Origin of the sequence: Hymenobacter radiodurans (assembly GCF_004355185.1) — a bacterium.
GTDB lineage: Bacteria > Bacteroidota > Bacteroidia > Cytophagales > Hymenobacteraceae > Hymenobacter > Hymenobacter radiodurans.
Genome location: NZ_CP037922.1, coordinates 3,196,220 through 3,220,121, shown reverse-complemented (window position 1 = coordinate 3,220,121; position 23,902 = coordinate 3,196,220). Strand labels below are relative to the sequence as shown.

20 protein-coding genes and 1 riboswitch are annotated in these 23,902 nt (G+C 57.7%); of the genes, 1 reads left to right on the top strand and 19 read right to left on the bottom strand.

Translation table 11 applies throughout. From position 1 onward, the window contains the following. Positions 1-45: 45 nt before the first annotated feature. The 8 genes from EPD59_RS21960 to EPD59_RS14715 form a co-directional block, all read right to left on the bottom strand. Complete coding sequence (locus tag EPD59_RS21960) at positions 46-690, bottom strand: hypothetical protein (RefSeq protein ID WP_205703422.1); 645 nt, start codon at positions 688-690, stop codon at positions 46-48. A gap of 2 nt (positions 691-692) precedes the next feature. Further along, positions 693-2,738 carry a M14 family zinc carboxypeptidase gene (locus EPD59_RS14740; protein WP_205703421.1) on the bottom strand — a complete coding sequence of 682 codons (2,046 nt, stop codon included), beginning with the start codon at positions 2,736-2,738 and terminating at the stop codon, positions 693-695. 275 nt (positions 2,739-3,013) lie between these two features. Further along, positions 3,014-3,343: a RagB/SusD family nutrient uptake outer membrane protein gene (locus EPD59_RS22710; protein WP_240731431.1), complete on the bottom strand. Its 330-nt coding sequence runs from the start codon at positions 3,341-3,343 to the stop codon at positions 3,014-3,016. An 80-nt stretch (positions 3,344-3,423) separates the two neighbouring features. Then, positions 3,424-4,368 (bottom strand): RagB/SusD family nutrient uptake outer membrane protein, encoded by a 945-nt coding sequence (locus EPD59_RS14735; RefSeq protein ID WP_240731430.1) that lies wholly within the window; start codon positions 4,366-4,368, stop codon positions 3,424-3,426. Between the two features lie 13 nt (positions 4,369-4,381). Next, entirely contained in the window at positions 4,382-4,873 is a 492-nt protein-coding gene (locus tag EPD59_RS14730) for a hypothetical protein (protein ID WP_133273448.1), read from the bottom strand. Then, entirely contained in the window at positions 4,870-6,684 is a 1,815-nt protein-coding gene (locus EPD59_RS14725; RefSeq protein ID WP_165963612.1) for a SusC/RagA family TonB-linked outer membrane protein, read from the bottom strand. Before EPD59_RS14725 ends, EPD59_RS14730 begins: the two co-directional genes overlap by 4 nt. A gap of 49 nt (positions 6,685-6,733) precedes the next feature. Further along, positions 6,734-7,417, bottom strand: coding sequence for a carboxypeptidase-like regulatory domain-containing protein (locus EPD59_RS14720; RefSeq protein WP_165963611.1), 684 nt, complete (start codon positions 7,415-7,417; stop codon positions 6,734-6,736). A gap of 560 nt (positions 7,418-7,977) precedes the next feature. Then, positions 7,978-8,069: riboswitch (SAM riboswitch) on the bottom strand. 331 nt (positions 8,070-8,400) lie between these two features. Next, on the bottom strand, positions 8,401-10,161 hold the full coding sequence (locus tag EPD59_RS14715; protein ID WP_205703420.1) for a tetratricopeptide repeat protein: 1,761 nt from the start codon (positions 10,159-10,161) through the stop codon (positions 8,401-8,403). Between the two features lie 367 nt (positions 10,162-10,528). On the opposite strand from EPD59_RS14715, the gene EPD59_RS14710 reads away from it, so the two are divergent. Beyond that, positions 10,529-11,461 carry a glycoside hydrolase family 16 protein gene (locus tag EPD59_RS14710; RefSeq protein WP_165963610.1) on the top strand — a complete coding sequence of 311 codons (933 nt, stop codon included), beginning with the start codon at positions 10,529-10,531 and terminating at the stop codon, positions 11,459-11,461. A gap of 170 nt (positions 11,462-11,631) precedes the next feature. Here EPD59_RS14710 and EPD59_RS22705 read toward each other — a convergent pair whose 3' ends face one another. From EPD59_RS22705 to EPD59_RS14660, 11 genes are all read right to left on the bottom strand, one after another. Next, a complete protein-coding gene (locus EPD59_RS22705; protein WP_240731429.1) occupies positions 11,632-13,830 on the bottom strand; it encodes an ATP-binding protein in 2,199 nt (732 codons plus the stop codon). Between the two features lie 151 nt (positions 13,831-13,981). Further along, positions 13,982-14,770: an L-fucose dehydrogenase gene (locus EPD59_RS14700; protein ID WP_133273444.1), complete on the bottom strand. Its 789-nt coding sequence runs from the start codon at positions 14,768-14,770 to the stop codon at positions 13,982-13,984. Positions 14,771-14,779: 9 nt separating this feature from the next. After that, a complete protein-coding gene (locus EPD59_RS14695) occupies positions 14,780-15,610 on the bottom strand; it encodes an amidohydrolase family protein (protein WP_133273443.1) in 831 nt (276 codons plus the stop codon). Beyond that, the gene (locus EPD59_RS14690) at positions 15,597-16,454 is read right to left on the bottom strand and encodes a fumarylacetoacetate hydrolase family protein (protein ID WP_133273442.1); all 858 of its coding nucleotides are present in this window, start codon (positions 16,452-16,454) and stop codon (positions 15,597-15,599) included. Before EPD59_RS14690 ends, EPD59_RS14695 begins: the two co-directional genes overlap by 14 nt. A 31-nt stretch (positions 16,455-16,485) precedes the next feature. Then, complete coding sequence (locus EPD59_RS14685) at positions 16,486-17,250, bottom strand: SDR family NAD(P)-dependent oxidoreductase (protein WP_133273441.1); 765 nt, start codon at positions 17,248-17,250, stop codon at positions 16,486-16,488. A 3-nt stretch (positions 17,251-17,253) separates the two neighbouring features. Next, positions 17,254-18,231, bottom strand: a complete 978-nt coding sequence (gene gluP, locus EPD59_RS14680) for a glucose/galactose MFS transporter (protein ID WP_240731428.1) — start codon at positions 18,229-18,231, stop codon at positions 17,254-17,256. Next, positions 18,156-18,497 (bottom strand): MFS transporter, encoded by a 342-nt coding sequence (locus EPD59_RS22700; RefSeq protein WP_240731427.1) that lies wholly within the window; start codon positions 18,495-18,497, stop codon positions 18,156-18,158. Before EPD59_RS22700 ends, gluP begins: the two co-directional genes overlap by 76 nt. Before the next feature lie 73 nt (positions 18,498-18,570). Then, positions 18,571-21,249: a glycosyl hydrolase 115 family protein gene (locus EPD59_RS14675; protein ID WP_165963609.1), complete on the bottom strand. Its 2,679-nt coding sequence runs from the start codon at positions 21,247-21,249 to the stop codon at positions 18,571-18,573. A gap of 62 nt (positions 21,250-21,311) precedes the next feature. Beyond that, positions 21,312-21,638: a hypothetical protein gene (locus EPD59_RS14670; RefSeq protein WP_133273439.1), complete on the bottom strand. Its 327-nt coding sequence runs from the start codon at positions 21,636-21,638 to the stop codon at positions 21,312-21,314. Between the two features lie 221 nt (positions 21,639-21,859). Further along, on the bottom strand, positions 21,860-22,324 hold the full coding sequence (locus EPD59_RS14665) for a hypothetical protein (protein ID WP_133273438.1): 465 nt from the start codon (positions 22,322-22,324) through the stop codon (positions 21,860-21,862). Positions 22,325-22,457: 133 nt separating this feature from the next. Next, positions 22,458-23,774: a D-arabinono-1,4-lactone oxidase gene (locus tag EPD59_RS14660; RefSeq protein ID WP_133273437.1), complete on the bottom strand. Its 1,317-nt coding sequence runs from the start codon at positions 23,772-23,774 to the stop codon at positions 22,458-22,460. Positions 23,775-23,902: the final 128 nt, after the last annotated feature.

Sequence of the window (23,902 nt, the reverse complement as noted above, 5' to 3'; positions counted from 1 at the left end):
CTGTTTCAGCGAGCCCAATAAATCACTACAAACTAGTTCGAAAATCTATTCCTCCTCCGCCGAAATAGTGGCCGGACCTTCGGGCAGATTCAGCAGTGGTCCCAGCAACAGGGCATTGGTGAAGAGACGAGCTGTACCGTGCCAGTAGTGACGGAAGTTCGGGTCGTCGGCGAAGAGTACCACGCGGCCTGCTCCTACTTTGCTCACTACGATGGCCGCCGAGTTGCTGATCTGCTTCAGGTTAGCCTTCGATACATACCCACTAACCAGCGGGGTGGCTGTGTACTGGGCCACGGTGGCGTAGGGGTTGCGGCTGGGGCGCAGGAAGGTGGTGCCGTTGCGGAACACATACAAGCGCCGATCGGTGAGGCCGAAAGCTATGGGGTTCGTCAGGTCAACGTCGGTGCGGTAGATGGAGCCGGCAATGGCGCGGGTGCCTTCGTGCTCTTGATTCACAAAATCGGTGCGGCGCGAACCTGGAGTGGAAGCACTAGCCGTTTCCTTTGTCTTTTTTCCTTCGCTAGCCGGTGCCGTGCTGGCAGCGCGCGTAGCAGTCGTATCCGCCCAGCCGCCATTGGCCGGAATCAAAAGTTTCTCCTTTACTATTCCTTGCTTAATGGCCCATTCAGAAGCATTTTTAAGCGTAATAAGCGTGCCGCCCTCCTGTACCCAACGCCGGATTTTGTCCACGGTCACTTTGTCCAGCGCCCCATAATTGCCCCCACCAGCACCAGACTGGTGTAGCGACCCAGCGGCGCACGGCTCACATTGCTCACCTCTATTTTACTCAAGGGCAGCCCTAAATGCTGGCTGGCCACAAACCATGCTTCACCTACCTCCGAGGCCGTGGTGCCCGTACCCACCAGCAGCGCCGCTTTGGTTTCCGGCACCGTGCGCACGTTGTTGGAACCCAAGTCGATACCACCCAGACTAAATCCAGTCGTTACGCTCGTAAACGTGACTTGCGCTTGCTTGCTTACCCGATTTAACACCTGAAATACCGAGTCGGCTGGCAGCTTTTGGCCCGCCACGGGCACGACTACGGTGCCGTACCCAAAGTCGGTGGGTTGGGAAGCAGTGCCGGCGCGGAATGGCTTAAAGGCAACTTTGGTGATGACGCCGGCGCACTGCAAGGCTACCAAAGCTTTGGGAGCGTTATAATCAGTCCAGGGCAAGAGGTAGGCGTAGCTACTTTTGCCCCCCAGCACGTTACCGGCCAATGCTTTGGCGGTCGTAATAGGCGCGCCTTGTACCAGCACCGCGTTTTTCTGCTTGCTTACCGGCAGGCCGTAGGCGTGGGCTTGGCTCCAGCCAGTGACGTCGTAGAATACACTGTCGTGAAAGGTGGTTAACTCCTCGAACAGCGAGTTAACGATGCGGTATTGGGGCTGGGCCGTGGGCACCACATAGGTCTTGCCCTTTTCAAATGTTTGCTTGTCGAGCGTCACCGTTTTGCCCAGCTCGTGTACCTGGATTTTGTGTTGCAGGAGCAAGTCCAGAAAGCGGTTGGTGAGCGTTTCGTCTTTCGCACTACCAAAGACGTAGGCTTTGGTCGGAAACTTCTTGGCATTAGTCAGCGCGGAAGCGAAAAAGTCGCGCTGATGGCGCAGATACAGCTCCTTTTCCTCCACGGCACCGCGCACCGTGGCTAAGCCGGTAGCCACGTGGTTGCGAATAGTAAAGGGAAACGTGACCACGCCATTGGTGCCTTCCTGCGCCAGACCGCGGGAGCTGCCGACCTCAAATGTAGCGCCCACGCCGCCCTGAAAATCCGGATAGGTGGAGCCGTAAATGGGTGACAGGTTATCAAACTGCTCCTTGGTCCAGTACAGAGAACCGAGCTTATCCAAGGCCTGGGCGTGGTACTTGGCCAAATGCACGTTCAGTACCTCGTAGGTTGCGCGCGGAATCAGGTCGTTTTCGGTGCTCAGGGGCTTGGTGGGCTCGAAGTAGTAAGTGCTGTTGGTGCCCATTTCGTGAAAGTCGATCATCACGTTGGGGTACCATTCATGCAGAAACGCCATCCGGGCCCGGCTTTCGGGCTGGGTCAGGGGCAGCCAGTCGCGGTTCAAGTCGGTGTAGAAATGGTTGGTGCGCCCGCCCGGCCAAGCTTCGGTGTGCTCCCGGTCCAGCGGATCTGTCACAGGCGGCCACGACTTATTTTGATCATACCAGTGCGAGGCCCGGTCGCGCCCATCGGGGTTTTCCAGCGGGTCGATGGTAATAACGGACTGCTCCAGCCACTGCTGGGTTTCGGGGCTGGTGGAAGCCGTGAGGTAATACGCCGTGAGCAGGGCGGCTTCCGAGCTGGAGCTTTCGTTGCCGTGCACCCCGTAGTTGAGGCTAACAATTACCGGAAGGCGCTTGTAGTCGGGCGCGGGCTGGCTGGGGTCAACCAAGGCCCGGCGCTGCTTCTGCAACTGCTCCAGGTTCTGCTGGTTGGCTACGGTCGTAATGGTAGCCACCACCTGGGGCCGCTCCTCAAACGTGTTGCCCAGCACCCGCAGACTCACCTTGTCGGACACCCGATCCAGCTCCCGCAGGTAAGCCACAATCTGGTCGGTGCGGGTGTAGTGCGAGCCAATAGGGTAGCCCAGAAACTTCTCCGGTGTAGGGATAGCCGGATCGAAGGAGCCCGCTGGTGCTTCGGGGAAAAAGTAGCTGTTTTGGGCCGCGGCCGGCGTCGCCAGGGTTAAACCCACAGTAAGCAGCGCCGCCGAAAAGTATGTTTTGAGCATGGATGAGGAAGTTGAAAGAAGATGCGGTGCGGATGAATAGTTAATATAGAATAGAAAGGCGGTCATGCTGAGCTTGTCGAAGCATCTCTACTGCTTCGTTGTAATGCTATCTGATTACCATTGAGGAAGAGATGCTTCGACAAGCTCAGCATGACGTTCTCATTGGGGCGAGATTAGCTTAGCAACGTCAGCACGCGAGATGCTTCGCTGCGCTCTGCATGACGGTCTTTTTGATTGCGTATGATGGCCTTTCTATAAGCTATTGATTTACTGGCTTAGTAGCCTGGGTTTTGCTCCAATGCAGGATCAGCCACTAAGTCGTTGAAGGGCAGCGGGAACAGCCAGCGGCGTTGATCGGTGACGCCGAGAACGATGCCGGCGCGGCCGGTGCGCACGAGGTCAAACCACCGGTCGGCCTCGAAGGCAAACTCTACGCGGCGCTCATTTTCGATGGCTAAAAGCAGTTGCTCGGCGGTAGCGGCAGTGCTGGCCGGCACGCCGGCGCGGGCACGCACAGAGTTCAGGTCAGCCAGCGCCTGGGGAAGCTTGCCTTGGCGGGCGCGGGCTTCGGCCCGAATGAGGTACTGCTCGGCTAGGCGCAGCACGTAGCTGGGGTCGTCGCGTTGGGCGGAGCGGCTGTACAGATTACCGTAGGTTACACTGGCCCCGGCAATGGTAGTAGTCGCTAGCAGCGCCGACCGATTGCCCCCACGGTTGGGTCGTTGAGCAAGGTAATGGCCGCAGGCACGGGCTGGAAGTTAAATTGCCCCCCAAGCGCACTTGGGAACCAGTTGTTCCACATCGTATTCGCATCGGAGTTGCTGAACGTGAGTTCCAGCACTGATTCCCGACTTAAAAACGGCGCCGTCGATATAGCCCGATAAGGTGTCACCAAGCTATAATTGGCGTTAGTAATAACCTGCGTGGCGTAGGTTTCGGCCTCGGCGTACTGCTGGCGGTAGAGGTGCAAGCGGGCGCGCAGGGCACGAGCGGTGGTTTTAACGGCGCGGTTGCGCGTGGTGGCGTCGGGTAGTAAGGTTTCAGCTTCAACCAAGTCAGCAAGCACTTGGTCGTACGTCTGAGCCACGGTGCTGCGGCCGATGCCCTGGCCGTTTTCCTTGGTGCGCGTGGGCGTGAGGATCAGCGGTACGCCGCCCCAGCCCCGAGCCAAATCGAAGTAAACCAGGGCCCGCAGGAAGTGGGCTTCGCCGAGCAATTGGTTTTTCTCAGCAGCTGGTAGCAATGGGTCATTCACATCAGGCACCGCCGCCAGAAGATTGTTGGCAACGTTCACGGCCTGATACATCTGCGTCCAGGCCTCGGTAATCAGCACGTTATCGGCGCTGAGCTGGTTTTGATCGATCTGCAAAAACTGATTGAGCGTGCCGTTAAAGCGCACATTTTCGCCGGGCAAAAAGCCCAGTACGGGCCAGTTGAGCTGATAATACGCCTGCACCCGGTCGTAGGCGCCGATGGTAGCGGCGCGGGCGCTACCGGCATCGGTGATGGCTTGGTCGGCGGGAAGCTGCTGTACCGGCTGGGGCTCCAAGAGGTCGTTGCAAGCGGAGAGGCTAAGGCTAACGGCGGCTACTTGAGAGGCAAAAAGAAGACGAAATAAGGTCTGTTTCATGTCGAAGTAAAGCTTAGAGTCCAACCGTTAGGCCCACCTGGAAGGTGCGAGGCTGGGGCACGGTGGCCCAGTCGAAGTTTTTGGTATTGGCTACGCCGCCCTGGGAGTTTACCTCCGGGTCGAGGCCCGAGTAAGGCGTGATAGTGAACAGGTTAGCGGCTTGCACGTAGAGGCGCAGCGAGTTCAAACGGGTTTTAGCAACGACTTCTTTCGGCACGTTGTAGCCCAGCGACAGGGTGCGCAGGCGCAGGAAAGAGCCATCTTCGAGGTAGCGGTCGCTTAGGTTTTGCACCACTCCGCCGTAGTTGTTGCTGGCGGGGTTGGTGGTGAGGCGTGGAATGTCGGTCTGGTCGCCGGGCTGCTGCCAGCGGTCGAGTTGGTTGGCCAAGTAGCCGATGTTGCTTTGGGTACCGCCGTGCACGAGGAAGAAGCGGTTCATATTCATGATTTTTGCCCCCCGCTCAAAGTTCAGCGTGAAGCCCAGATCAAAACCCTTGTAATTCACGGAGTTGGTGAGGCCCCGAAGAAGTCGGGCCAGGCGGTGCCGACTAGTTGGCGGTCGGCCACGGTGATGGCGCCGTCGCCGTTCACGTCTTCGTACTCGGCGTCGCCGCTTTCGGGGTTTACGCGGGTTTGCTTGTAGAGCCAGAATGAGTACAAGGACTGGCCTTCCTCTAGCCGGAAAATGTCGCGCGAGCCAGCCGTAATGGGAGCAGCCAGCTTCTCCACTTTATTCACGTTGCGGGCGATATTAAAGGTCGTGCTCCACTGCACCACCGACTTGGGCAGCCAGTTGGTCGTGACTTGCAGCTCCACACCTTTGTTGCTGACAGCCCCGTAGTTTTCAACCACGGAAGAGAAACCGATTTTGCGTGGTACGGGCACATTCAGCAGCAGGCCGGAGGTGTACTTATCGTAGTAATTCAGCTCCAATATCACGCGGTTTTGCAGCACGGCCGCGTCCACGCCCACATTCCATTGCTCGGTGCTTTCCCAGCTCAAATTGGGGTTAGCGAGCTGCAAAGGCGTAGTGCCAGGCAAATCGAGGTAGTTGGCGCCGCCCTGCACTAAGCCCAGAGAAGCGAAGTCGCTGATGCCCGCTTGGTTGCCGGTGCGGCCCACGCTGGCGCGCAGCTTCAGCTCGTCAAACACGTTCAGGTCTTTGATAAAGCTTTCTTCGCCTAAGCGCCAGCCCAGGCCCACGGCCGGGAAATAGCCCCAGCGGTTGTCGGCGCCGAAGCGCGAGGAGGCGTCGGCCCGCACGCTTACGTCGGCCGTGTAGCGCTCTTTGAAGGAGTAAGTTGCTTTACCAAAAAAGGAAACCAAACCAGCCTGCGAGCGAGCCGAAGAGCCCGTTTGGGTGGCCGAGGAGGCAATGGTCGGCAGGTCGTTGCCGGGGAACTGCTGGCCCGCGAGGGTCGTGCGCTGGAAGGTGTTGCGCTGGAGCGTATTGCCCACCAGGGCCTGAATGAAGTGGTTTTCGCCGAGGTTAACCGAGTAGTTCAGCGTCTGCTCGTTCAGCAGCGTAATGTCGCGGGAGAGGAAGGACGAGGCAGTGCCGCGGGGCTGGCCAGCCAGGATAAGCGTGTTGTTGAAGTTGTTCTCGTACATGTCGTTGAAGTCGATGCTCCAACTGCTACGCAGCGTCAGATTCGGCTGAATGCGGTACTCGCCGTACACGTTCGAGATGACGCGGGTACCCACGGCGTCGTTATCCAGGTTGTCGATTAGTGCCTGATGGTTGTCGAAGGAGCCGTACTTGGCGTAGCTGCCATCAGGATTGTACACCGGCAAATTGGTGCGCGGAAACAGGGCCGAGTTGATGACGCCAACGGGGTTGTTGTCGTTGCTGCTCACGTTGCGCTGGGTGCGGGTAAGGGCCGTGCTCGTGCCGATGCGCACCTTGTCGGTCACGGAGTTATCTAGGTTCACACGTAGACTGAAGCGGTTGAACTTGCTGGGCCGCGCAATGGATTCCTGATCGAAATAGCCCGCGCCGATGTAGAATTGGGTTTTATCTGATCCGCCCGCTGCCGATACTTCGTAGCTCTGGGTGCGGGCCGTGCGGAACACGTCGGAGAGGCGGTCGTAGGTTTGCTGCTCTTCCGGCAACCCACGGCCACCTTCTGCTACCGGCCGATACGGCAGTAGCGACGGGTTGCCGCCGTCATTCAGGAACCGTTCATTTTCGAGGGTCGCCAGCTCCGGGCCGCTCACCAGCTTGTACTTTTTGGGCGCTTCCGACCAAGCCTGGTAGGTATCTAACGTGATGCGGGTTTTTTCGCCGGCCTTGCCGCGCTTGGTACGGATAAGCACGACCCCATTTGCCCCCGCGAGCCGTAAATGGCCGTGGCATTGGCATCTTTCAGAATCTCGATGCTCTCGATATCCTGGGGTTAATATCGGCCAGCGGATTAGAAGACACTTGGTTGCCGAGACCAGTAGCAATGAGGTTCGTGTTGTTAATAAACACGCCGTCAACCACGTAGAGCGGGTCGTTGCTCGCATTCACGGAGTTGCTGCCCCGCACCCGGATAAAAATGCCCCCGCCCGGCACGCCCGAGTTGGCCGACACCTGCACGCCGGCCGCTTTACCCTGCAAGAGCTGATCGGGGCTGGCGGCGGGCACGTCTTTGAGCGCATCGCCCTTTACAGAGGAAATAGCGCTGGTCAGGGACTTGCGATTTTGCTCGCTGTAGCCCGTTATCACCACCTCCGAGAGTTCCTTTACATCGGATTTCAAGGCTACACGCAGGTCGCCACCCGTGGTGCGTATTTCCTGCCGGACGTAGCCGATGGCGCTGATAACCAGCGTGGCTCCTTCGGCCGGAATAGGCAGCGAAAATTGCCCCCCAGGGTCAGTGGAGGCGCCCGTGGTCGTGCCTTTGATGATGACTGTCACGCCCGGCAGCGGACTTCGGTCGGCGGCATCCGTGACGAGTCCGTTCACGGTTTGAGCGGTCGGTTGGGCAGCCGTCGTTTGCGCAAATCCCGTCGTAATGCCCGCTAGCAAAACAGCTGGCAGAGCCAGAATAGTAGTAGTTTTCATGAGGAAGAAATAGATGATAAGGGTTGATTGAACCCATCTGGCCAGCCCCATTTTGCCCCCAGCCGACCCGCAATGCCCAGTGGCAGACAGGTCGTGGGGCAGCAGGACGAGCGGTGTTAGTAGTTTGCTTTTCGTCCCTGGCGCGCCGTAAATAAAGCTTTAGCAGCGCGTGATTTCCTCCTCGCGGCCCAGCTTGTACACAGAAGGGCATCGCGTTACCGCGGTACAAGCGGTAGCTGTTGGCGAAGAAAATTGGGGCGTGGGCCGACCTAAGACCGGGAGCCGAAGCGCAAGGACGTTCGGGGCGGGCTCGGTAGGCGGGCGTGGGCTGTGGGTGCTGCCAAAAGGGTACGGTTGGGCGCGGCTACCTTGCGGCGCAACGCTACCTTCTTCGGCAGTGGCTTAGCAGAAAAAACGGAGTCTTTCCCGACGCCTTAGCAGACCACACCGGCCATCGGCATACCGATGGCACAAGAACACATTCGACAACACCGATGCTGTAGAGCGTAGCGGGTGATGGATGCAGCGGGGGTACTGGGGGAGCTTTTCACGGCAATTTGTTTTTATATGGTCAGGACTTGGCACCGTTCCAGTTGTGCTGGGGGTTGCCGGCGTTTCGTCGAGCCTGTCTCTCCACGCCTCTGTATAAAAACAATCCTTTTAGTGGGAAAGAATTGATGCTGTAAAGGTAAAGACGCGTTTTTCAGAAACGCAAATTTTATTCTGCGCTGGGCTATTCACTCAGTTATAAAGCTAAAGCATGCATCATCCCAAAAACCGGTAACAGGAACGCTAATAGCAATATTTGCCCCCCAGCGGAATAGGAAAGCATGCATGGAACGTTGATAAAAAAAGTCGAATATTTCTTTGTGTTATTCTGCATACAGCCTCCCGGCTCGAGCAAAAATCGCAACCATAGTTATTGCCAGACATGATTGCCTCAAGGCCAAAAACCATAGTTGCACCTACCTGTTCTAGCCCGACTAATAGCCCGATACCAAGCTATTTTTGCCCCCCAAACGAAGCGAAATACTCGTGTTTGTGCTAGAACTCGGCTGGCTTTGCAGGAAGCGACGAGCTTGCGTGAGTTCAGGCCGAGTAGCGCTTAGGGCGGCTATAGAGAGCAACTGCTGATAATAGCGGCGAGCCTTATCCGCATTGCCCGCACGTTCGGCCGCCAGCCCGGCGCCATATAGTCCATTAAAGCGATTGGAGTGTTTCTGCAAATTGGCCTCATAGGCAGCTAATGCCTCATCTGGGCGATTCATGGCTAAGAGCATATCCCCCAATAACTCGCGGGCTGGCAGCACTTCGCTGGGCGTAACGGGGTGCTTTTCGGTACTGTCTTCCAGCGCCGCGGCACGCCGCATCAAGGCTGCCGCTGCCTCAGCTTTGCCTTCCTGCCATTGCATCCAGGCCTCGCCCGTCATCACCTGAACATGCACTTGCTGCGCTTTGTAGGCGTCTTTTTGCTGTTTCAACGTGTTCTCCAGTCGCTGTAGGGTCTGCCATTCCGTTTGGGCCGCAGCATTGTTATCGGTATGTACGGCGCCCATCAATCGAGCAAAATGGTGAATGGCTTCCTGCCAAGGGAACTGCTCCCACGGAACGGGGGCACTGGGCAGCCGTAGTGCTGCCGCCTGTTGCCACTGTCGGTTTTCCAGTACGTACCGGGCAGGGATAGCTGCATAGGCATAAGCAACTTTGAAGGTGGTAGGCTCGACGGCGGTAATCGATTGCAGGTAGGTCCATTGCTGCTTGGCGCGCTGGTTGTCGCCTTCCTGCAAATAGGCGTACATAAGGTAATCAAGGCCATGCAGCTCTTCGTCCCAATGCCCCTGCAAGCCGGCCTGCTCGGCATAGCATTGGGCCGCCGCCACCGAGCCCAGATTAGAGGCAATAGCTTCCTTCCAGAGACCCAGGCGGGTAAAAATATGCGATGGCATGTGTAAGGCATGGGCCGACGACGGGGCTACTGCGGCGTATTTGCGTGCTGCGGGCAAGGCCCGGGGGGCAAGTTCCGGTATATCGTAGGCATGAATCAGGTAATGAATGATGCCCGGATGATTGGGGTATTTGGGGGCCAGCGCCGTGAGCAGGACTCCGGCTTTTTTTTGCTGGGCAAACGATTTATCGGCCGGATCAGCGGCGGCCGTCAGCGCCAAAGCATATAGGATTGTAGCTTCCGGATCGTCGGGGTAACGGGCGGCCAGCTTTTCCATAGCCTGGGCAAAGCGCAGGCAGCGGGGTCGGTGGCCTACTGTTTTCCAATCGTGGTAAAAAGTGGCTAGAGCCGAGACGTACGCGGCTTCTTTGGGCGAGGAAGGCGGCAAGGCCTGCGCGATGGCCAAGGCATTCGCTCCCTTCCGCAGTTCGGGTTCGGAGGGAGGCGTCCAGAGAGGATGAAAAGTGCTCATGGCTACGCCCCAATAAGCCATCGGGCAGGTTGGCTGCTGGCGGATGATTGCGGCGAAAACCTTCTCCGCCTCCTCATACTCAAAGGAATGCAGCAGCTTCAGGCCCAGGGAAAAATTGGCCTGGGTTTCGGTGTGGCAGGAAATGGGAAAGGTCAGGGTACCGAGCTGCTGGTTGGGTGGGCCACAAGTAATGAGCTGGCCAGACCTCAGATTCAGCTCATTCAGCGCCTGGCGCGAAGGCGTAGCCTTTTTCTTCTGGCAGGAGCAGCAAAGCAGAGTGAGCACCAGACTTGGGGCCAACAGATAATGAAGCCGATAGGTGGTCATGTGCTGCTCCGGCGTTAAGTGGACTAATAAGCCTTACATCTGCGCTAGTTGTAGCCACTAGGTACGAGGCTCTGCCTGTGGGTTGACTAAGGGTGAAAATACGCAAATACTTCGCAGGATACGGCAGAAGGAAAATAGGTGCTTGGCTGAACTCGTTCAGCTGTCTCCTCTCCATTCGGTGATTAGTACTGGCCTGTATTCCACTTGTTTTCGTCGCCGCTATCTTTGGGGCCAACGCTTGGCTTTTCACCTTGGAAAAGAGTTCACCATAAGTGTCGTTGCACGTCGCCCCACGCAAATCATGATTAGCTCGCGATTTCGTTTTATGTATATGTTCCTGTCACGATTGCTGATTTGTGCTCTGCTTATGTTGGCTCCGCTCGTCAGTTGGGGCCAGTGCATGCGGAATGGGGGGCTCCAGAGTGTTACTAACCCAGCAGGGGAGTGGCAGCAGGTGTTTTTCGATGGCTTCGACAGTGAGGAGCATACACTAGCCAACTGGTATCTGAACCGGGTCGGAGACGAAAACACAGATCGTCTGCATTGCTTTGATACCACCCCGGACTTACTGGGGGGCAAAAACAAAGCGTTGAGCCTGATAGCGGAGAAAAACGTGCAGTTCCTGCGCATCACGGCCACGCCTGACAGCTCAGCAGCCTGCACCCCCCAAAGTCGCTATCGCTCGGGTGGGTTGCGCCTTAAACCTAATCCCTTAGTGGACGGGGCTGCACATGGGGTCTATGCCATGCAGCGCGGATTGTTTGAAGTGCGCTGCCGGCTCCCGCGCTACCGGGCCCGCACTACAAAGTATGGGGCCAATGCCGGGTTCTGGCTGTTGAGTAACGATATGGAATGCGACATTGTGGAGGGAAACGATGGGCTCTCGGGCTTCGCCACCACGCTGCACAACTGGAACGCAGCTGCCACCGACTGCACTCGCACGCCTGCTCAGGGCGAGCCTCATCCTTTCTGGCAGGCTATCTACGCCTATACCTCTCCGTATGTGGGCGCGCCGGGGCTAGACGAAGGCTTTCATACCTATGGGCTGGCGTGGAGCGAAGATGAGCTGACATGGTATTTCGATGGCCAAGTGCTCTCTACTATCCGTTACCGCCCCGGACAATGTCTGCCCGGACTAGTGGAAAATGGAATGTTTACCCCGTTCGGCCGCGCGGCTCAGGTACTTTTAGGCCTGGAGGTAGTCGATGCTAGCTTCCAGGAGGCCCAGTTTGATGTCGATTTCGTGCGCATTTGCAAGCCCGCCAACGACTGGGCGGCGCCTCCACGGCAGTTGGAGTAAAAAAGCCCCTCACAATCAAAACATTCATTATTGCAGTGCTTTGTGTCCCAAAACATGGAGTGTTTGGCTCGCGCCCAAGCTCAGCAGCAGAGCTTTGCCCAGCGTTAGCTCATTTTCATAGCCCACAAGTGTAGCTCCGACCTAGGATCGTGAGTGCCCGTCACTAGTACCTATACGGGCAGGGTGATGCTAAACTCACTGCCCTTACCCTCTTCGCTCTCCACGGTGAGGGTGCCGCCGTGGCCTTTGGTGATGATGTCGTAGCTGAGCGAGAGGCCCAGGCCCGTGCCTTCGCCCGAGGGCTTGGTGGTGAAGAAGGGCTGAAACACCTTTGCCTTCACATGATCGGGGATGCCAGTACCGTTGTCCTGCACCTGTATTTTCACCTGGTTGCCTCCGTGGCGGGTGCTGATGCGCACGGTAGGGACGTAGCCATTTTCACCCCCTTGCTGCTGGCGCTGGCGCACGGCATAAAAGGCGTTGGTCAGCAGGTTCAGCAGCACCCGCCCCAGGTCCGAAGCAACAGCGGTTACCAGGGGCAAATCGGGGGCTAAGTCGCTGGTTAGCGTAGCGTTGAACGTTTTGTCCTTAGCTCGCAAGCCCTGATAAGCTAAGCGCAGATATTCCTCACACAGCGCATTCACGTCGGTGGGCTGGCGCTCGCCGGTGCTGGCACGGGCATGCTCCAGCATGCCCCGCACAATGCTGGCGGCCCGCTGCCCGTGCTGGGTTATCTTGACTTGATTTTCGCCTAGGTCGCTTAACAGCTCGGCTAATGCTCCTTTCTGAGGAGCCGGATAAGCCGAGCCGGCCACCACTTCCTGGGCTTCGTGGCAAAGCTCCGTGCTCACGTCGGCGAAGTTGGTGACGAAGTTCAAAGGGTTCTGAATTTCGTGGGCAATACCCGCTGTGAGCTCCCCCAGCGAGGCCATTTTCTCCCGCTGAATCAGTTGCGTTTGGGTGGTGCGTAGTTCTGTGAGAGAGCGTTGCAGAGCGGCCGTGCGCTGCTGCACCTGCTGTTCCAGAGTTTCATTTTGCTGGGCCAATAGGGTTTGCTTTTCTTGCTCCTGAGCCAGGGTTTGAGCCGAGAGCCGCTTTACTTCGTCCAGTTTGAGTTGGAGCAATTGGCTGTCGAGGGCAAACTCGCGGGCCAGAAACAAGGAGATGCCCAGGGCCGGAGGCAGGTAGATCAGCGGGTAAAAGAAGTTTTCCAACTGCATACTGAACCTCACCTCTGTCACAATCAAACTGGCAAAAAGCAGCGCGCACAGCAGCCCCAGGGCAAACCCGGAGCCGATAATCCAGGCTCCGCGCTGCCGCTGGCGCAGGGCCCGCACCGTGAGGCGCAGCTGCTCGGCCGTAGCGAGAACCACAAACGCTAAGTAACTGAGAAAGCTAAGAGTGGAGAATAAATGAAAGTGGTGAAACAGCAGCAGGACGATCAAGCATCCCCACAGGGCATAATAAATCAAGCCTAAACGGAAGTTGAAGAGGGCATACAGCGCCCGCACCGCCCACATACTACCCAAAAAGAAGAGCGTAAACGTGATGCCACTCAACACCAAGGCCGGGACGCGCGCCAAACTCAGCGTGCTGCCGTAATACACCCCCAACGAGGCCAAAGTCAGTGAGAGGGCATAGAGAGCAAAGTAGCGATTGGCGAGTTGAGCGGGATTGTAGTGAAAAAAAGCAAAGTGCAGGAGCATGAGCAGGCAAAAAATGCCCCCCACAACATAAAAAATAGTGCGGCTTACTTCCTGCGTCGCAGTTGAGGCCAGCAACTGCGGTACCGTTCGCAGCCATACGCGCAACAAGGGTACCTCGTCGGTGCCAAGCCGGACGGGAGGCGCCCACAATACCAACCGAACGGCCAGCACCTGTTCGGCCGACCCCACGGCTATGGGTAGCACCACCGGGCCGGGGTTAATGGCGCCGGGCGTAGCTCGACTAGGATCGGGATGAAGCGTGCCTTGGCGCTGCACGAGCCGGCCATTGCAGTAAATTTCCATCGCTCCTAGTTGGCTGATTTGCACCAACAAGGCTTGCTGGCGCAGGCTGTCACCGAGGCGAAAGCGCAGGCGCAGCCAGTTGATGCCGTTCATGAGGCGGGGTGGTAGATCTCGTTGAGACCAGGTTGGGCTAATCGTATCCCAGACCCTGTCGTCGAAGCCGGGCTTGGCCCATTCTGGATTGTCGCCCACATGGTAGCGCCACCCTTTTTCGAGGAGCAGTCCGTTCTTGGGCAGGCGGTTGATCGTGCGTATGGTGTCAGCGGATTGGGCCGCGCCTCCGGCAGCCGGAAGTATCCACAGGACGACGAGCAGCAACAAGTAGCGCATAGAAGTAGGCGTGACCGCTCCGCGAGCCACCTCCCGCGAGTGGTATTAATCCTATTAGGAATAGGAATTTATACAAGCAAGCTACTAATAAACGCGCATCGTACCAGCAGAATTTTCGCCGCTACTTATATTCGGTTGGCAGATTTGCCCCCCAGACATTCGCGCCGGGAGTGGGGGCACATCAGGCGTTGGCCAGTGCCCGATCGAGGTGCACGTAGCCGCCATCGACGTACAGAATCTGGCCCGTGGTGTGGCTGCTGCGGCGGGAGAGCAGAAAGGCTGTGGTGTTGGCAATTTCTTCGGCCGTGGTCATGCGGTTTTCCAGCGGAATTTTGCTGGTGATTTCGCGCAGCTTTTCCTCGGGGTTGGGCAGCGTCTGAATCCAGGTTTCGTACTGCGGCGTCCAGCACTCGGCCACCACTACGGCATTCACGCGAATGCCGTATTTGAGCAGCTCCACGGCCCACTCGCGGGTCAGGGCATTGCGTCCGCCATTAGCCGCGGCATAGGCCGAGGTGTTACCCTGCCCGGTTTCGGCTGTTTTTGAGCTGATGTTCACAATCGAGCCTTTCGACTTCTTCAACTCCGGCAAAGCATGGTGGGCCAGCAGGTAATAATGCACCAGGTTGCGGTGCAGGCTCTGCATAAAGCCTTCGTAGGTGCCGTGTTCCAGTCCCACACCATCATTCACGCCGGCATTATTCACCAGCCCATCAATCCGTCCAAACTGCGCCACAACAGCCTGGACGGCTTTTTCGCAGGCGTCGGGCTCCGTCAACTCGGCCACTACCTGCCAAGATTTGCCCCCCGCCGCCTCAATGTTGGCCACCATTTGCTGGTTGTCCTGCTCGCTACGCCCCACAATGACCGGAATGGCGCCTTCGTCGGCCAGCACCTGCGCGATGCCCGCGCCAATGCCTTTGGCGCCGCCCGTAACCAGGATAATCTTATCAGCCAGGTACAAGTCCATGGAGTAGCATTAAAGGTTGTAAAAGGAAGTTGCGTTGTCGCCCCAAAACTGGGCTTGCTCCGAGGGTGAAAAAGAGGCCAGATAGTCTTCCATCAAAGCAATTGTACGACTGTAGCCGCCCGCCACTTCGCATACGGGCCAATCGGAGCCGAACAACACCCGCTTAGGTCCGAAGGCGTCGAAAACCACATCGAGGTAAGGCCGAAAATCAGCCGGTTGCCACCGCTGCCAGTCGGCCTCGGTTAAGAGCCCTGATACTTTGCATAGCACATTTTCGCGCGCGGCCAGGGCTTGAATATCGCGCCGCCACGGCTTTAATTCGCCGGCTTTTATGAGTGGCTTGGCTAAATGATCGAGCACGAAAGCCTGGTTGGGAAAAGCTGCGTCCAATTCCGTTGCATACACTAGCTGATCGGGGAGGATGAGCAAGTCGTAGGTAAAGCCGTATTGGCCCAGGGCACTGATGCCGCGCCGAAATTCCGGTCGCAGCATCAGCGCCCGATCGGCTTCGCCTTGCAGGATGTGCCGAAAGCCTTTGAGCTTGGCAAACTGGTTGTAGTAAGCTAGCCGCTCTTCGATGTTTTCGGCCTGCAAATCCACCCAGCCTACGACCCCTTTGATGAAGTCATGTTTGGCGGCCAGTTCAAGCAGAAAAGCCGTTTCACCTTCCGATTGATCGGCCTGCACCGCCACGCAGCCCTCGAAGCCGTGTTGCTGGAGTAAGGGATGAAGCTCGGGGGGCAAAAAGTCGCGCCGGAGCAAGCGCATCTCGTCGGTAATCCAAGCGTCGCGTGTGGGCTCAAAGTGCCAGAAATGCTGGTGAGCGTCAATTCTGGCCATAGGCTTTCAGCACTTGGCGCGAGGTGCCCAATCCATCGATACCCAACTCGACTACGTCGCCGGGCTTCAGGTACACTGGTGGATTGAACCCCAGGCCCACGCCCGCCGGCGTACCCGTGGAAATGATGTCGCCGGGCAGCAGGGTCATAAATTGGCTGACGTAGCTGATCAAAAAAGGGATGTTGAAAATGAGGTTGGATGTGTTGCCGTCCTGCATCATCTGCCCATTCACCGACAGCCACAGCCGCAAATTATTCACGTCGCCTAGCTCGTCGGGCGTCGCCAGAAACGGACCTACGGGCGCAAAGGTGTCGCAGCCCTTGCCCTTGTCCCAGGTGCCGCTGCGCTCCAGCTGAAACTCCCGCTCCGACACGTCATTGTGCAAGGCATAGCCCGCGATGTAGGCGGCGGCGTCGGCTTCTTCCACGTAGGACGCTCGCTTACCGATCACCACCGCTAGCTCCACTTCCCAGTCGGTTTTGGTCGAGTTTCGGGGGATGATAATGTCGTCGTATGGCCCGGTGTAGGAGGTCGTCGCTTTCATAAACAGCACCGGCTCGGGGGGCGGCGTGGCGCCCGTTTCGCGGGCGTGGTCACTATAATTCAAGCCAATGCACAGCAGCTTGGACGGCCGCGCCACGGGCGGCCCGAGACGTTCGGAGTCGGCAATAGGCTGCAGTTGGCCCTCGTTCTGTTGGAGAAACTCCGCTAAGCGCTGGAGGCCATTCGTGGCAAAAAAGGCTTCGTTGTAGTCTTCGCCGAAAGCCGAGACATCAAACTTCTGATGGTGGAGAATAATGCCGGGCTTTTCCTGGCCGGGGGTACCGTAGCGGATGAGTTTCATAGGAGCGTGGGGGCTTTTTTAGGTGAGGTGATTAACTATTTAACGTGATAAAACCGCCGTCGATGGGGTAGTCGCAGCCGGTGATGAAGTTGGCTTCCGCTGAGCACAGATATAAGGCTAGGGCCGCAACTTCGGCGGGCTCGCCCATGCGGCCGATAGGCTGACTATGGGAGAGCTTGGCAAAGATCTCCGCCTCTTGGCCGGCGTAGTTTTGGGCAATGAAGCCATCGACGAAGGGCGTGTGTACCCGGGCCGGCGAGATACTGTTGCAGCGGATATTGCTGGAGAGGTAGTCGCGGGCTACGGAAAGCGTCATGGCAAAAATGGCCCCCTTGCTCATGGAGTATGCAAAACGGTCGGTAAGGCCGACGTGGGCGGCAATGGAAGCCATGTTCACGATTACGCCGCCGCCCTGTGCTTTCATCAGTGGCACGGCGGCAAACAGGCAGTTGTAAGCGCCCTTCACGTTTACCTGGTACACACGGTCAAAGTCGGTGTCGGAGGTGTTTTCCACGTTGCCCACGTGTGCGATGCCGGCGTTATTCACCAGAATATCGATGCGGCCAATGCGCTGAAAAATGTCAACAATCTGCGCCTGCTGACTTACATCGGCCCCGTAGGCATGGGCCTGGCCGCCGCTGGCTTGTACCTGTTGCGCCGTTTGCTGGCCGGCGGCTGCGTCGCGGTCGAGGATGTGTACGATGGCGCCCTGGCGCCCAAACAACAGCGAAATGGCCTGGCCAATGCCGCTGCCTCCGCCCGTAACGACGGCGTGTTTTCCGGTTAAATCGAACATAGATCAGTGGGCTGTAACGAGCTGTATATGCTTGACGCGCATATTTTGAGGGCAAAGTAAAAGACCACCAGGAAGCAGGCACCAGATAGGCCGTCTGAATGCTGCTCCTGTCCGACAACCAACCCATGAGGACCGGGAAGACTGCGCCCCCACGATGGCCATAATCACCAGCGAAGAGCCTTCCTTGGTTTTGCCCCCCAGGCCGCGAATACTCAGCGAGAAAATGGTGGGGAACATAATAGACATAAAGAATTCAACCCCCATAAGAGCGTACACCGAGAATGTGCCCGGCAGAATGACGGCCAGCAGCACCAGAAAAAAATTGAGCAAACTATACACTGCCAGCAGGCGCGGCGCTGGAATATAGCGCATCAAAAAGGTGCCGATGAAGCGGCCCGCCATAAAGCCCAACAGCGCCGCCGCCAAGTATTGAGCCGCCGCTTTCTCGCCGATACCGGCAACTTGTTGGGAAAAGCGAATGAAGAAGCTGCTCACGCACACCTGCGCCCCAATGTAGAAAAACTGCGCTAACACGCCCAGTAACAGGTTTTTCTCCCGCAGCAGGGGCCGAGTGGCCTCAGTCCCGCGGTCTACTTCCGCAATGTCAGGCAGGCGCGTAAAGTAGAGGAGCAGGGCCACCAGCAGCACTACGCCGCCGATGAGCAGGTAGGGTACCTGCACCGCGGCCGCCTCGGCGTTCAGGTAGGCATCCAACTGCCCACCCGACATGCTGGCTTCTTCCGCGCTGGAGAGTGTGTTGCCCGATAAGATAAAAATACCCCCCAGAAAAGGCGCCAGCGTAGCGGCCAGGCCATTGAACGACTGCGCAAAGTTGAGGCGCTGAGTAGCGCCTTCCTCGTCGCCGAGCACGGTGATATAGGGGTTGGCCGCCGTTTCCAGGAACGTCAGCCCGCAGGCAATAACAAACAACGCCACCAGGAAAAACGGGTAGGAGCGAGCCGCCGCGGCGGGGTAAAACAAAAAAGCCCCCCGGCAAACAGCAGGAGCCCCAGCAAAATGCCGCCCTTGTAGCCAAAGCGCTTCATAAACTGCCCGGCAGGAATAGCCAGCAGAAAATAGGCGATGTAAGACGCCGAATCAATCAGGGCCGACTGAGCATCGGTCAGCTGGCAGGCTTTCTTGAGGTGCGGAATCAGAATGGGGTTCAGGTTGAGCGCAAAGCCCCACAGGAAAAACAGCGACGTAATCAGACCAACGGCAAAGAGGTTTTTCCGGGCGGTAGTCATTGAGTGGGCTATGAATGGAGAAAAAATGCAGGTTTATATTGGCATAGGTAGCGCTATAGCAAACTGGCGTAAGCTACGGCAACGGACTTTTGCCCCCCAAGGCTTGCTCATCGGCGCGGGTGGCCGCAGGCGGCCGGGCCGAAGCTTTTCGCGGCGCAGCGGCAGGAGAGGGAGGATCCCGCGTTTTCCAGGTTTCCGGAAGAGGGCTGTAAGCGGGTTGCAGGCCGCCCAGATCAATGGTGAGATGGTCGAGCACCACGCCCGGATCAAGCAGGTAAAGCGTGAGCGTATGCCGACCGGGGCTCAGCAGCGGTCCTTTAACTTGGCGTTGGGCGCGGTTGCGCAGCACATTCTGCTTCCATTCCTCCGACCGTCCCACCGTTTTAAAATCGACAATTTGAACCGGGCCGTTATCCAGGGAGACGCCGTAGCGCATACCAGCGCTGCGGGTGACGGGGTGCGTAGGCAGCGTTGATACCGTGATAGTGGGAGCAGCCCGCGAGAAGGTGTAGAAATCGTACTCAACGGCCGGGGCCTGCGTTTTTAGGTTGACAGTATCAACCAGTGGCTTTGCTTGCAGGGGGTGGGCCTGAAGAGCCTGGCCGGCGTGGCCAAGACCATCCACCAGCGCCCACCGGCTCGCGGCTTTATCCACTTTGCGGCTATAGTGCGCAGCCCGCATCGAAACGTAGCCATTGGTTTCAATAAAACCCTCGTAGTCAGTGGCCAATTTACTTTCCGCGGCGGCGGCGCGTACGGCCGCGCGGAAGGTTTTGCCGGCTCCGCTAAACGTCAGGACGCCCGTTGGTGCGCCGCGCTTAGGTATTTTTTGCCAATCGATGCGGACCTGTAGCCGCTGTTGTTTTTGCCCCCCAGTCGAGGTTAGTGTACCTTTTTGGGCGGATAGCGTCAACCACTTTACCGACGACTTTACCTTCCAGGCAACAGCCCGGCGTCGGCTCAGAAACACGTCAACGAAGTAGGAGGACGGACCCCACGAATAGAAAGTTGGGAACTCCAGGGCCTGCGCTGGCGTGGCGGCTATCGTGGAGTCGCGGGGGGCAAATCCTTCCGGTGCGATACCCCAAATGCAGGTAGTGTCGAGGACCAGCGGAAGCGCAGCAGGGGCCTGATACACAGGCAGGTTGCGCGGCTTCATCGACATTATGCCCCGCCATTTGCCCCCCGCCAGCTGGTTGTTATAGTGCTCCGTTTCCCGCTCGATGCTGGCGTACGCCTGCTGTGCCCAAGTTGTGTAATCGGTGGCGCTGGCGCGGTTTTGCAGGGCGTACCAGTAGCTCTTGTCCTGGTACAGAAACTTCTGATTCATCAGCGCCGCGCCCACCACCGGATAGTACACCAGCTCGAAGAAAGCGTCGGCCCGCGCCGCCTCGATCTGGGGGCGCAGCTGCTGCACGCGCTGCATCAGGGCGGCGTAGCGGTCGAGGCGGCGCTGGGCTTCGTCGCCGTAGGCAAAGTGATTGTAGGCGGTGCGCTGGGTGGGGGTGGTAGGCTCCGTCTGGCTCCAACCCATAAACTCGGGGCGGCGCTCAAAGGCCAGATCGTAGTATTCCCAGAGGATAGACCGGAGTTCAGGGCCGAGTTTTTCACCGAAAATAGTACCTGCCCATGCCTGCAAATGAGCCGGAACATGCGTGCTCTGCTGGAAAGGGCGTGCATCATAGGCCATATCCAGAAACAGCTGGATGTTGTATTCCAAGGGCTTGATGTCGCCCACATTTAGCACCCACAGTCGGTCGGTTTTCAGGGCGTAGGCTTTCATCATCTCCTCCCGAATCAGGGCCGGATGGGTAGTGCTCAACCACAGATAATCGTGAGGCCGGCCCCAGTAGGAAGCGTGGTAGTACACGCCCGAGCCGCCTTCACGCGCCTGTTCCTGGGGGTTGCTGAGGCGGCTGATATAGCCGTAGTTATCGTCGGGCCACACCAGCGTCACGTCATCGGGCAGCTTGAGGCCTTCGTCGTACACATCCAGCACTTCCTTGTAGGCCGTAAACACTTGTGGCACGGTCGTTACGTCGGGGGCTACGTGCCGCCGCAGGATTTCGCGCTGATCCGCAATGACGCTGTGCAGCATCTGGGCGGCTTGTTTGGGGGTTTTGGCACCTTCCATGCCGCTGTCGTGCACACCGCGCATACCCAGCGAATACATAGCCTCCAGCTTGCCGGCCTGCTGCGCCCGCTGCTCCCAGTAGCGGTATACGGCGGGCTTGTTGCGGAAGTAGTCGAACGGCCCCATGGTTTGTTCCTTCCACTCGTCCACGTTGTTGCGCAGCATGGGTTCGGCGTGCGAAGTGCCTACCAGAATGGCGTAACGGTTGGCCATCTTCGGGTTGCCAGGGTACGAGAAAAATGCCCGTGTGCTAGGGTGCATGGCCGGCCAAATCAGGTTAGCCTTCAGGCGTAAAAGCAACTCGAAAATGCGGGCATAAGTGTTGGGCCCGATGTCTTTACTGTCCTTATCCAGGTTTTGAGCCGCCCAGGGCTGGAGGCCCCAGTCCTCGTCGTTGAGGAAAATACCACGGTACTTCACCGTGGGCGACGCGCTACTAAAGCTGCCGGGCGTCAGGTACAAATTGTCCTGATGACGGGGCGTAACATCGGCCCACCAGTACCACGGCGACACGCCCAGCCGCCGCGACAACTCAAACACGCCGAAAGCAGTGCCACGCCGGTCGCTGCCCGCGATGACCAAAGCCTTGCCCGCCCGCCCGAACGGTTTGTCAACCACACTTATACTAAATGCCTCCCACCGCCCTTCGAGACTCGTTGCCTGGATTTGCCCCCTAGCAGCTAGCTGATCAATAAGTTTCGACTGACCCAATGTGCCAATGAGTACAGAAAAGCCCCCAGAGGCTTATTTGCCCCCCAAAGCGCTGGGGTAACCCCAGTGATGGTAGTAATGTCGCGGGCCAGAGCGTCGGCGGCCACGCGGACGACTTCGGCATCCTGCTCATCGAGGTAGAGCGGAGCGGCCTGCCGCTCATGCACCAGCGCAAACCCCTCCGCGCTATAGCTTTCGGCCAGCACCAACGGCACAGTGGGCGCAGGCTGAGCGCGCGTCAGGTGCGAGAGAAACAGAAGGAGCCAGCAAATGAGCCAGAAACAGCACTTTCTCATCAGGCGACAGAACAAGGGTTAAGCGAGTGACGAATGTGCCTGACGCTTCGCCGGAAACCGTCCCGTACTGTCCTGATATTGTAAATGCGCCCTCACCACAAGAGCCCGCGAAACACACGTTTCGCGGGCTCTTGTGGTGAGGGCGCACTCAGATGCCCATGAGGCAAATAGAAGCGTCGGAAAAGGATTATGCGTATGGCTGTTAAGCGCTGTTGTTGTGCCTACTCGGGCGACATATACTTTTTCAGGCTCACCAGCGTCACGCGGTTTCGGCGGCTTGCTGGCACGGAGGTGAGGTTGCGGGTGTCCTCAATTAATGTTAGCTCCGTGTCGCTGATTGTAGGGGGAATCGTGTACTGGAAGGTTCCGTAATCAAACGACAGCGACAAGCTGTTATTAGTGTTGGTGTAATAACCAGTTTGCAACGATTTGTCCTTGGTGTAAGGCTCTATCGTGCCATCAGATGAGAAGATGTAGTATCTCTTTCCCGCCCCAAACAAGGGCTGTGTACGCAGGTACTGACCGTCTGGAGCGTAATAAGTTACGGAGGCCTCCAAGACATCCCATCGACCCACTAAGCTCTTAACCGGAGCTGGCGCTACTTCTTCTTTCTCCTTCGATGTACAACTGAAAATGGTGATGGCAATAAATAAAATAAGTAAGCGTGAAAGTAAAGAAGCAAACATGTAGAACTTAGTAAAGTAGAAAAAGGGTGGAAATTAGTATAGCTATATCAAGAATGATGCGACACTTTATCAATTCCTAAATTATATATTAGATTTTGTGAATTTTATGCTTCTCAGGCACATCTAGCCCTTTTTAAAGCGGCTTTGCGAGATAAGTATTTACAAAGGCATTGCGAAACTTGCCTTTCGGATCGTACTGCGCCATCAGGGCTTGAAAGGCGGGCAACTTCTCATACTGACTTTGCAGCTGGGTCGCCGACAGGGTGAATAGCTTTCCCCAGTGCGGTCTCACCCCGAAAGGCGACAACTCCCTCTCCAATAGCGGCAGCACCCGGCTCACAGCGGCCCAATCGGGTTTCCAGGTGAAATGGATGGCCAGCGAGTCTTGCTGATAGCACGGGCTCAGCCACAGCGCGTCAGCCGCAACCGTTCGCATCTCCGAAACCTGCAAGGACGGCCGCAAGTGCTCATGCAGGCGTGCCACGGCCCGAATGGCTTCCTGGGCGTGGCGCAGGGGCACAAAATATTCTGATTGCAGCTCCTGACCCGAGCTAGGGGTGAAGCCAAGCCGGAAGTGCGGCAGCCGATCATGCCAGGGGCCCGGCACACCCATCTGCTCCGTGCAGTTCACGGGCGAAAGGCCGGCCAATGGGTGCAGGTCTTGGGTAGCCCGCTGGGCCCCAAAGAATTCTGATGGAGCCGGCTGAAGCGGCGCGCCGGGCACTAGGCGCTGCTTCAGCCAAACCTGCGTAATGCGCTCATCCTGCCAGTCGGTAAATAAGCTCACGCTGTAGGCGCTGGCCTGAATGGCCGCGAAGTGTTCACAGACTTGTGTAAGCGGTAGATTTTCATATACATCCTGCCGCAGTTGAAAGGTAGGTTCCATGGCGAGCGTCAGCTTGGTCACCACACCCAGCGCGCCTACATGCACAACCGCGCCCAGAAACTCGTCGCCGTCCGTTTCCGGCGACAGCACCCGTACTTCACCCGAAGCAAGTACAAACTCCATCGCCCGAACGGCCGTGGCCAAGTTGCCGTGCTGTATTCCTGATCCGTGCGTAGCCGTGGCACAGGCTCCCACCACGGAGATATGTGGTAGAGAAGCCAGGTTGTGCAGGGCAAACCCCTGGTTGTGCAGGGTAGGGGCCAGCCGCCCGTAGGTGATGGAGGCGGGCACCGTTACGGTGTGGGCATCCGTATCGAGGTAAATAGCCTGCTCCGTTGCCTCAAGGGAAAGCAGCTGCTGGGTACTGTCGGCAATGCCGTTGAAGCAATGGCGCGAGCCGAGCACCTTTAGCTGGTCAGTGGTCCGCACGATTTCCTGCACCTGCTCTACGGAGTTGGCCTGCGCCAGCCGGGTGGTACTGTAGCGGTAATTGCCGGCCCAATTCAGCAGGGGCGGCGCAACGGGGGCCGGGGAGGACAAAGGCAGGGGAGAATAAGATTCCATAAGATGCGGAAGTGGCCGAAGGAACTGGGGGGCAAAATTACGACATTATGGCTAGGGATATCAGGCTGCGCAAGCCACCGTGGGCCACTGGGGGCTTTTTTGCAGCCAATAGGGAATGATGGGCGGGC

What these genes read in the sequence shown, in the direction of transcription:
- EPD59_RS14740 (WP_205703421.1), bottom strand. Translation starts at nt 2,738, where the DNA reads ATGCTCAAAACATACTTTTCGGCGGCGCTGCTTACTGTGGGTTTAACC.
- EPD59_RS14715 (WP_205703420.1), bottom strand. Translation starts at nt 10,161, where the DNA reads ATGACCACCTATCGGCTTCATTATCTGTTGGCCCCAAGTCTGGTGCTC.
- EPD59_RS22700 (WP_240731427.1), bottom strand. Translation starts at nt 18,497, where the DNA reads ATGACTACCGCCCGGAAAAACCTCTTTGCCGTTGGTCTGATTACGTCG.
- EPD59_RS14690 (WP_133273442.1), bottom strand. Translation starts at nt 16,454, where the DNA reads ATGAAACTCATCCGCTACGGTACCCCCGGCCAGGAAAAGCCCGGCATT.
- EPD59_RS14735 (WP_240731430.1), bottom strand. Translation starts at nt 4,368, where the DNA reads ATGAAACAGACCTTATTTCGTCTTCTTTTTGCCTCTCAAGTAGCCGCC.
- EPD59_RS14685 (WP_133273441.1), bottom strand. Translation starts at nt 17,250, where the DNA reads ATGTTCGATTTAACCGGAAAACACGCCGTCGTTACGGGCGGAGGCAGC.
- EPD59_RS14700 (WP_133273444.1), bottom strand. Translation starts at nt 14,770, where the DNA reads ATGGACTTGTACCTGGCTGATAAGATTATCCTGGTTACGGGCGGCGCC.
- EPD59_RS14695 (WP_133273443.1), bottom strand. Translation starts at nt 15,610, where the DNA reads ATGGCCAGAATTGACGCTCACCAGCATTTCTGGCACTTTGAGCCCACA.
- EPD59_RS14720 (WP_165963611.1), bottom strand. Translation starts at nt 7,417, where the DNA reads ATGAAAACTACTACTATTCTGGCTCTGCCAGCTGTTTTGCTAGCGGGC.
- EPD59_RS14670 (WP_133273439.1), bottom strand. Translation starts at nt 21,638, where the DNA reads ATGAGAAAGTGCTGTTTCTGGCTCATTTGCTGGCTCCTTCTGTTTCTC.
- EPD59_RS14665 (WP_133273438.1), bottom strand. Translation starts at nt 22,324, where the DNA reads ATGTTTGCTTCTTTACTTTCACGCTTACTTATTTTATTTATTGCCATC.
- EPD59_RS14660 (WP_133273437.1), bottom strand. Translation starts at nt 23,774, where the DNA reads ATGGAATCTTATTCTCCCCTGCCTTTGTCCTCCCCGGCCCCCGTTGCG.
- EPD59_RS14710 (WP_165963610.1), top strand. Translation starts at nt 10,529, where the DNA reads ATGTTGGCTCCGCTCGTCAGTTGGGGCCAGTGCATGCGGAATGGGGGG.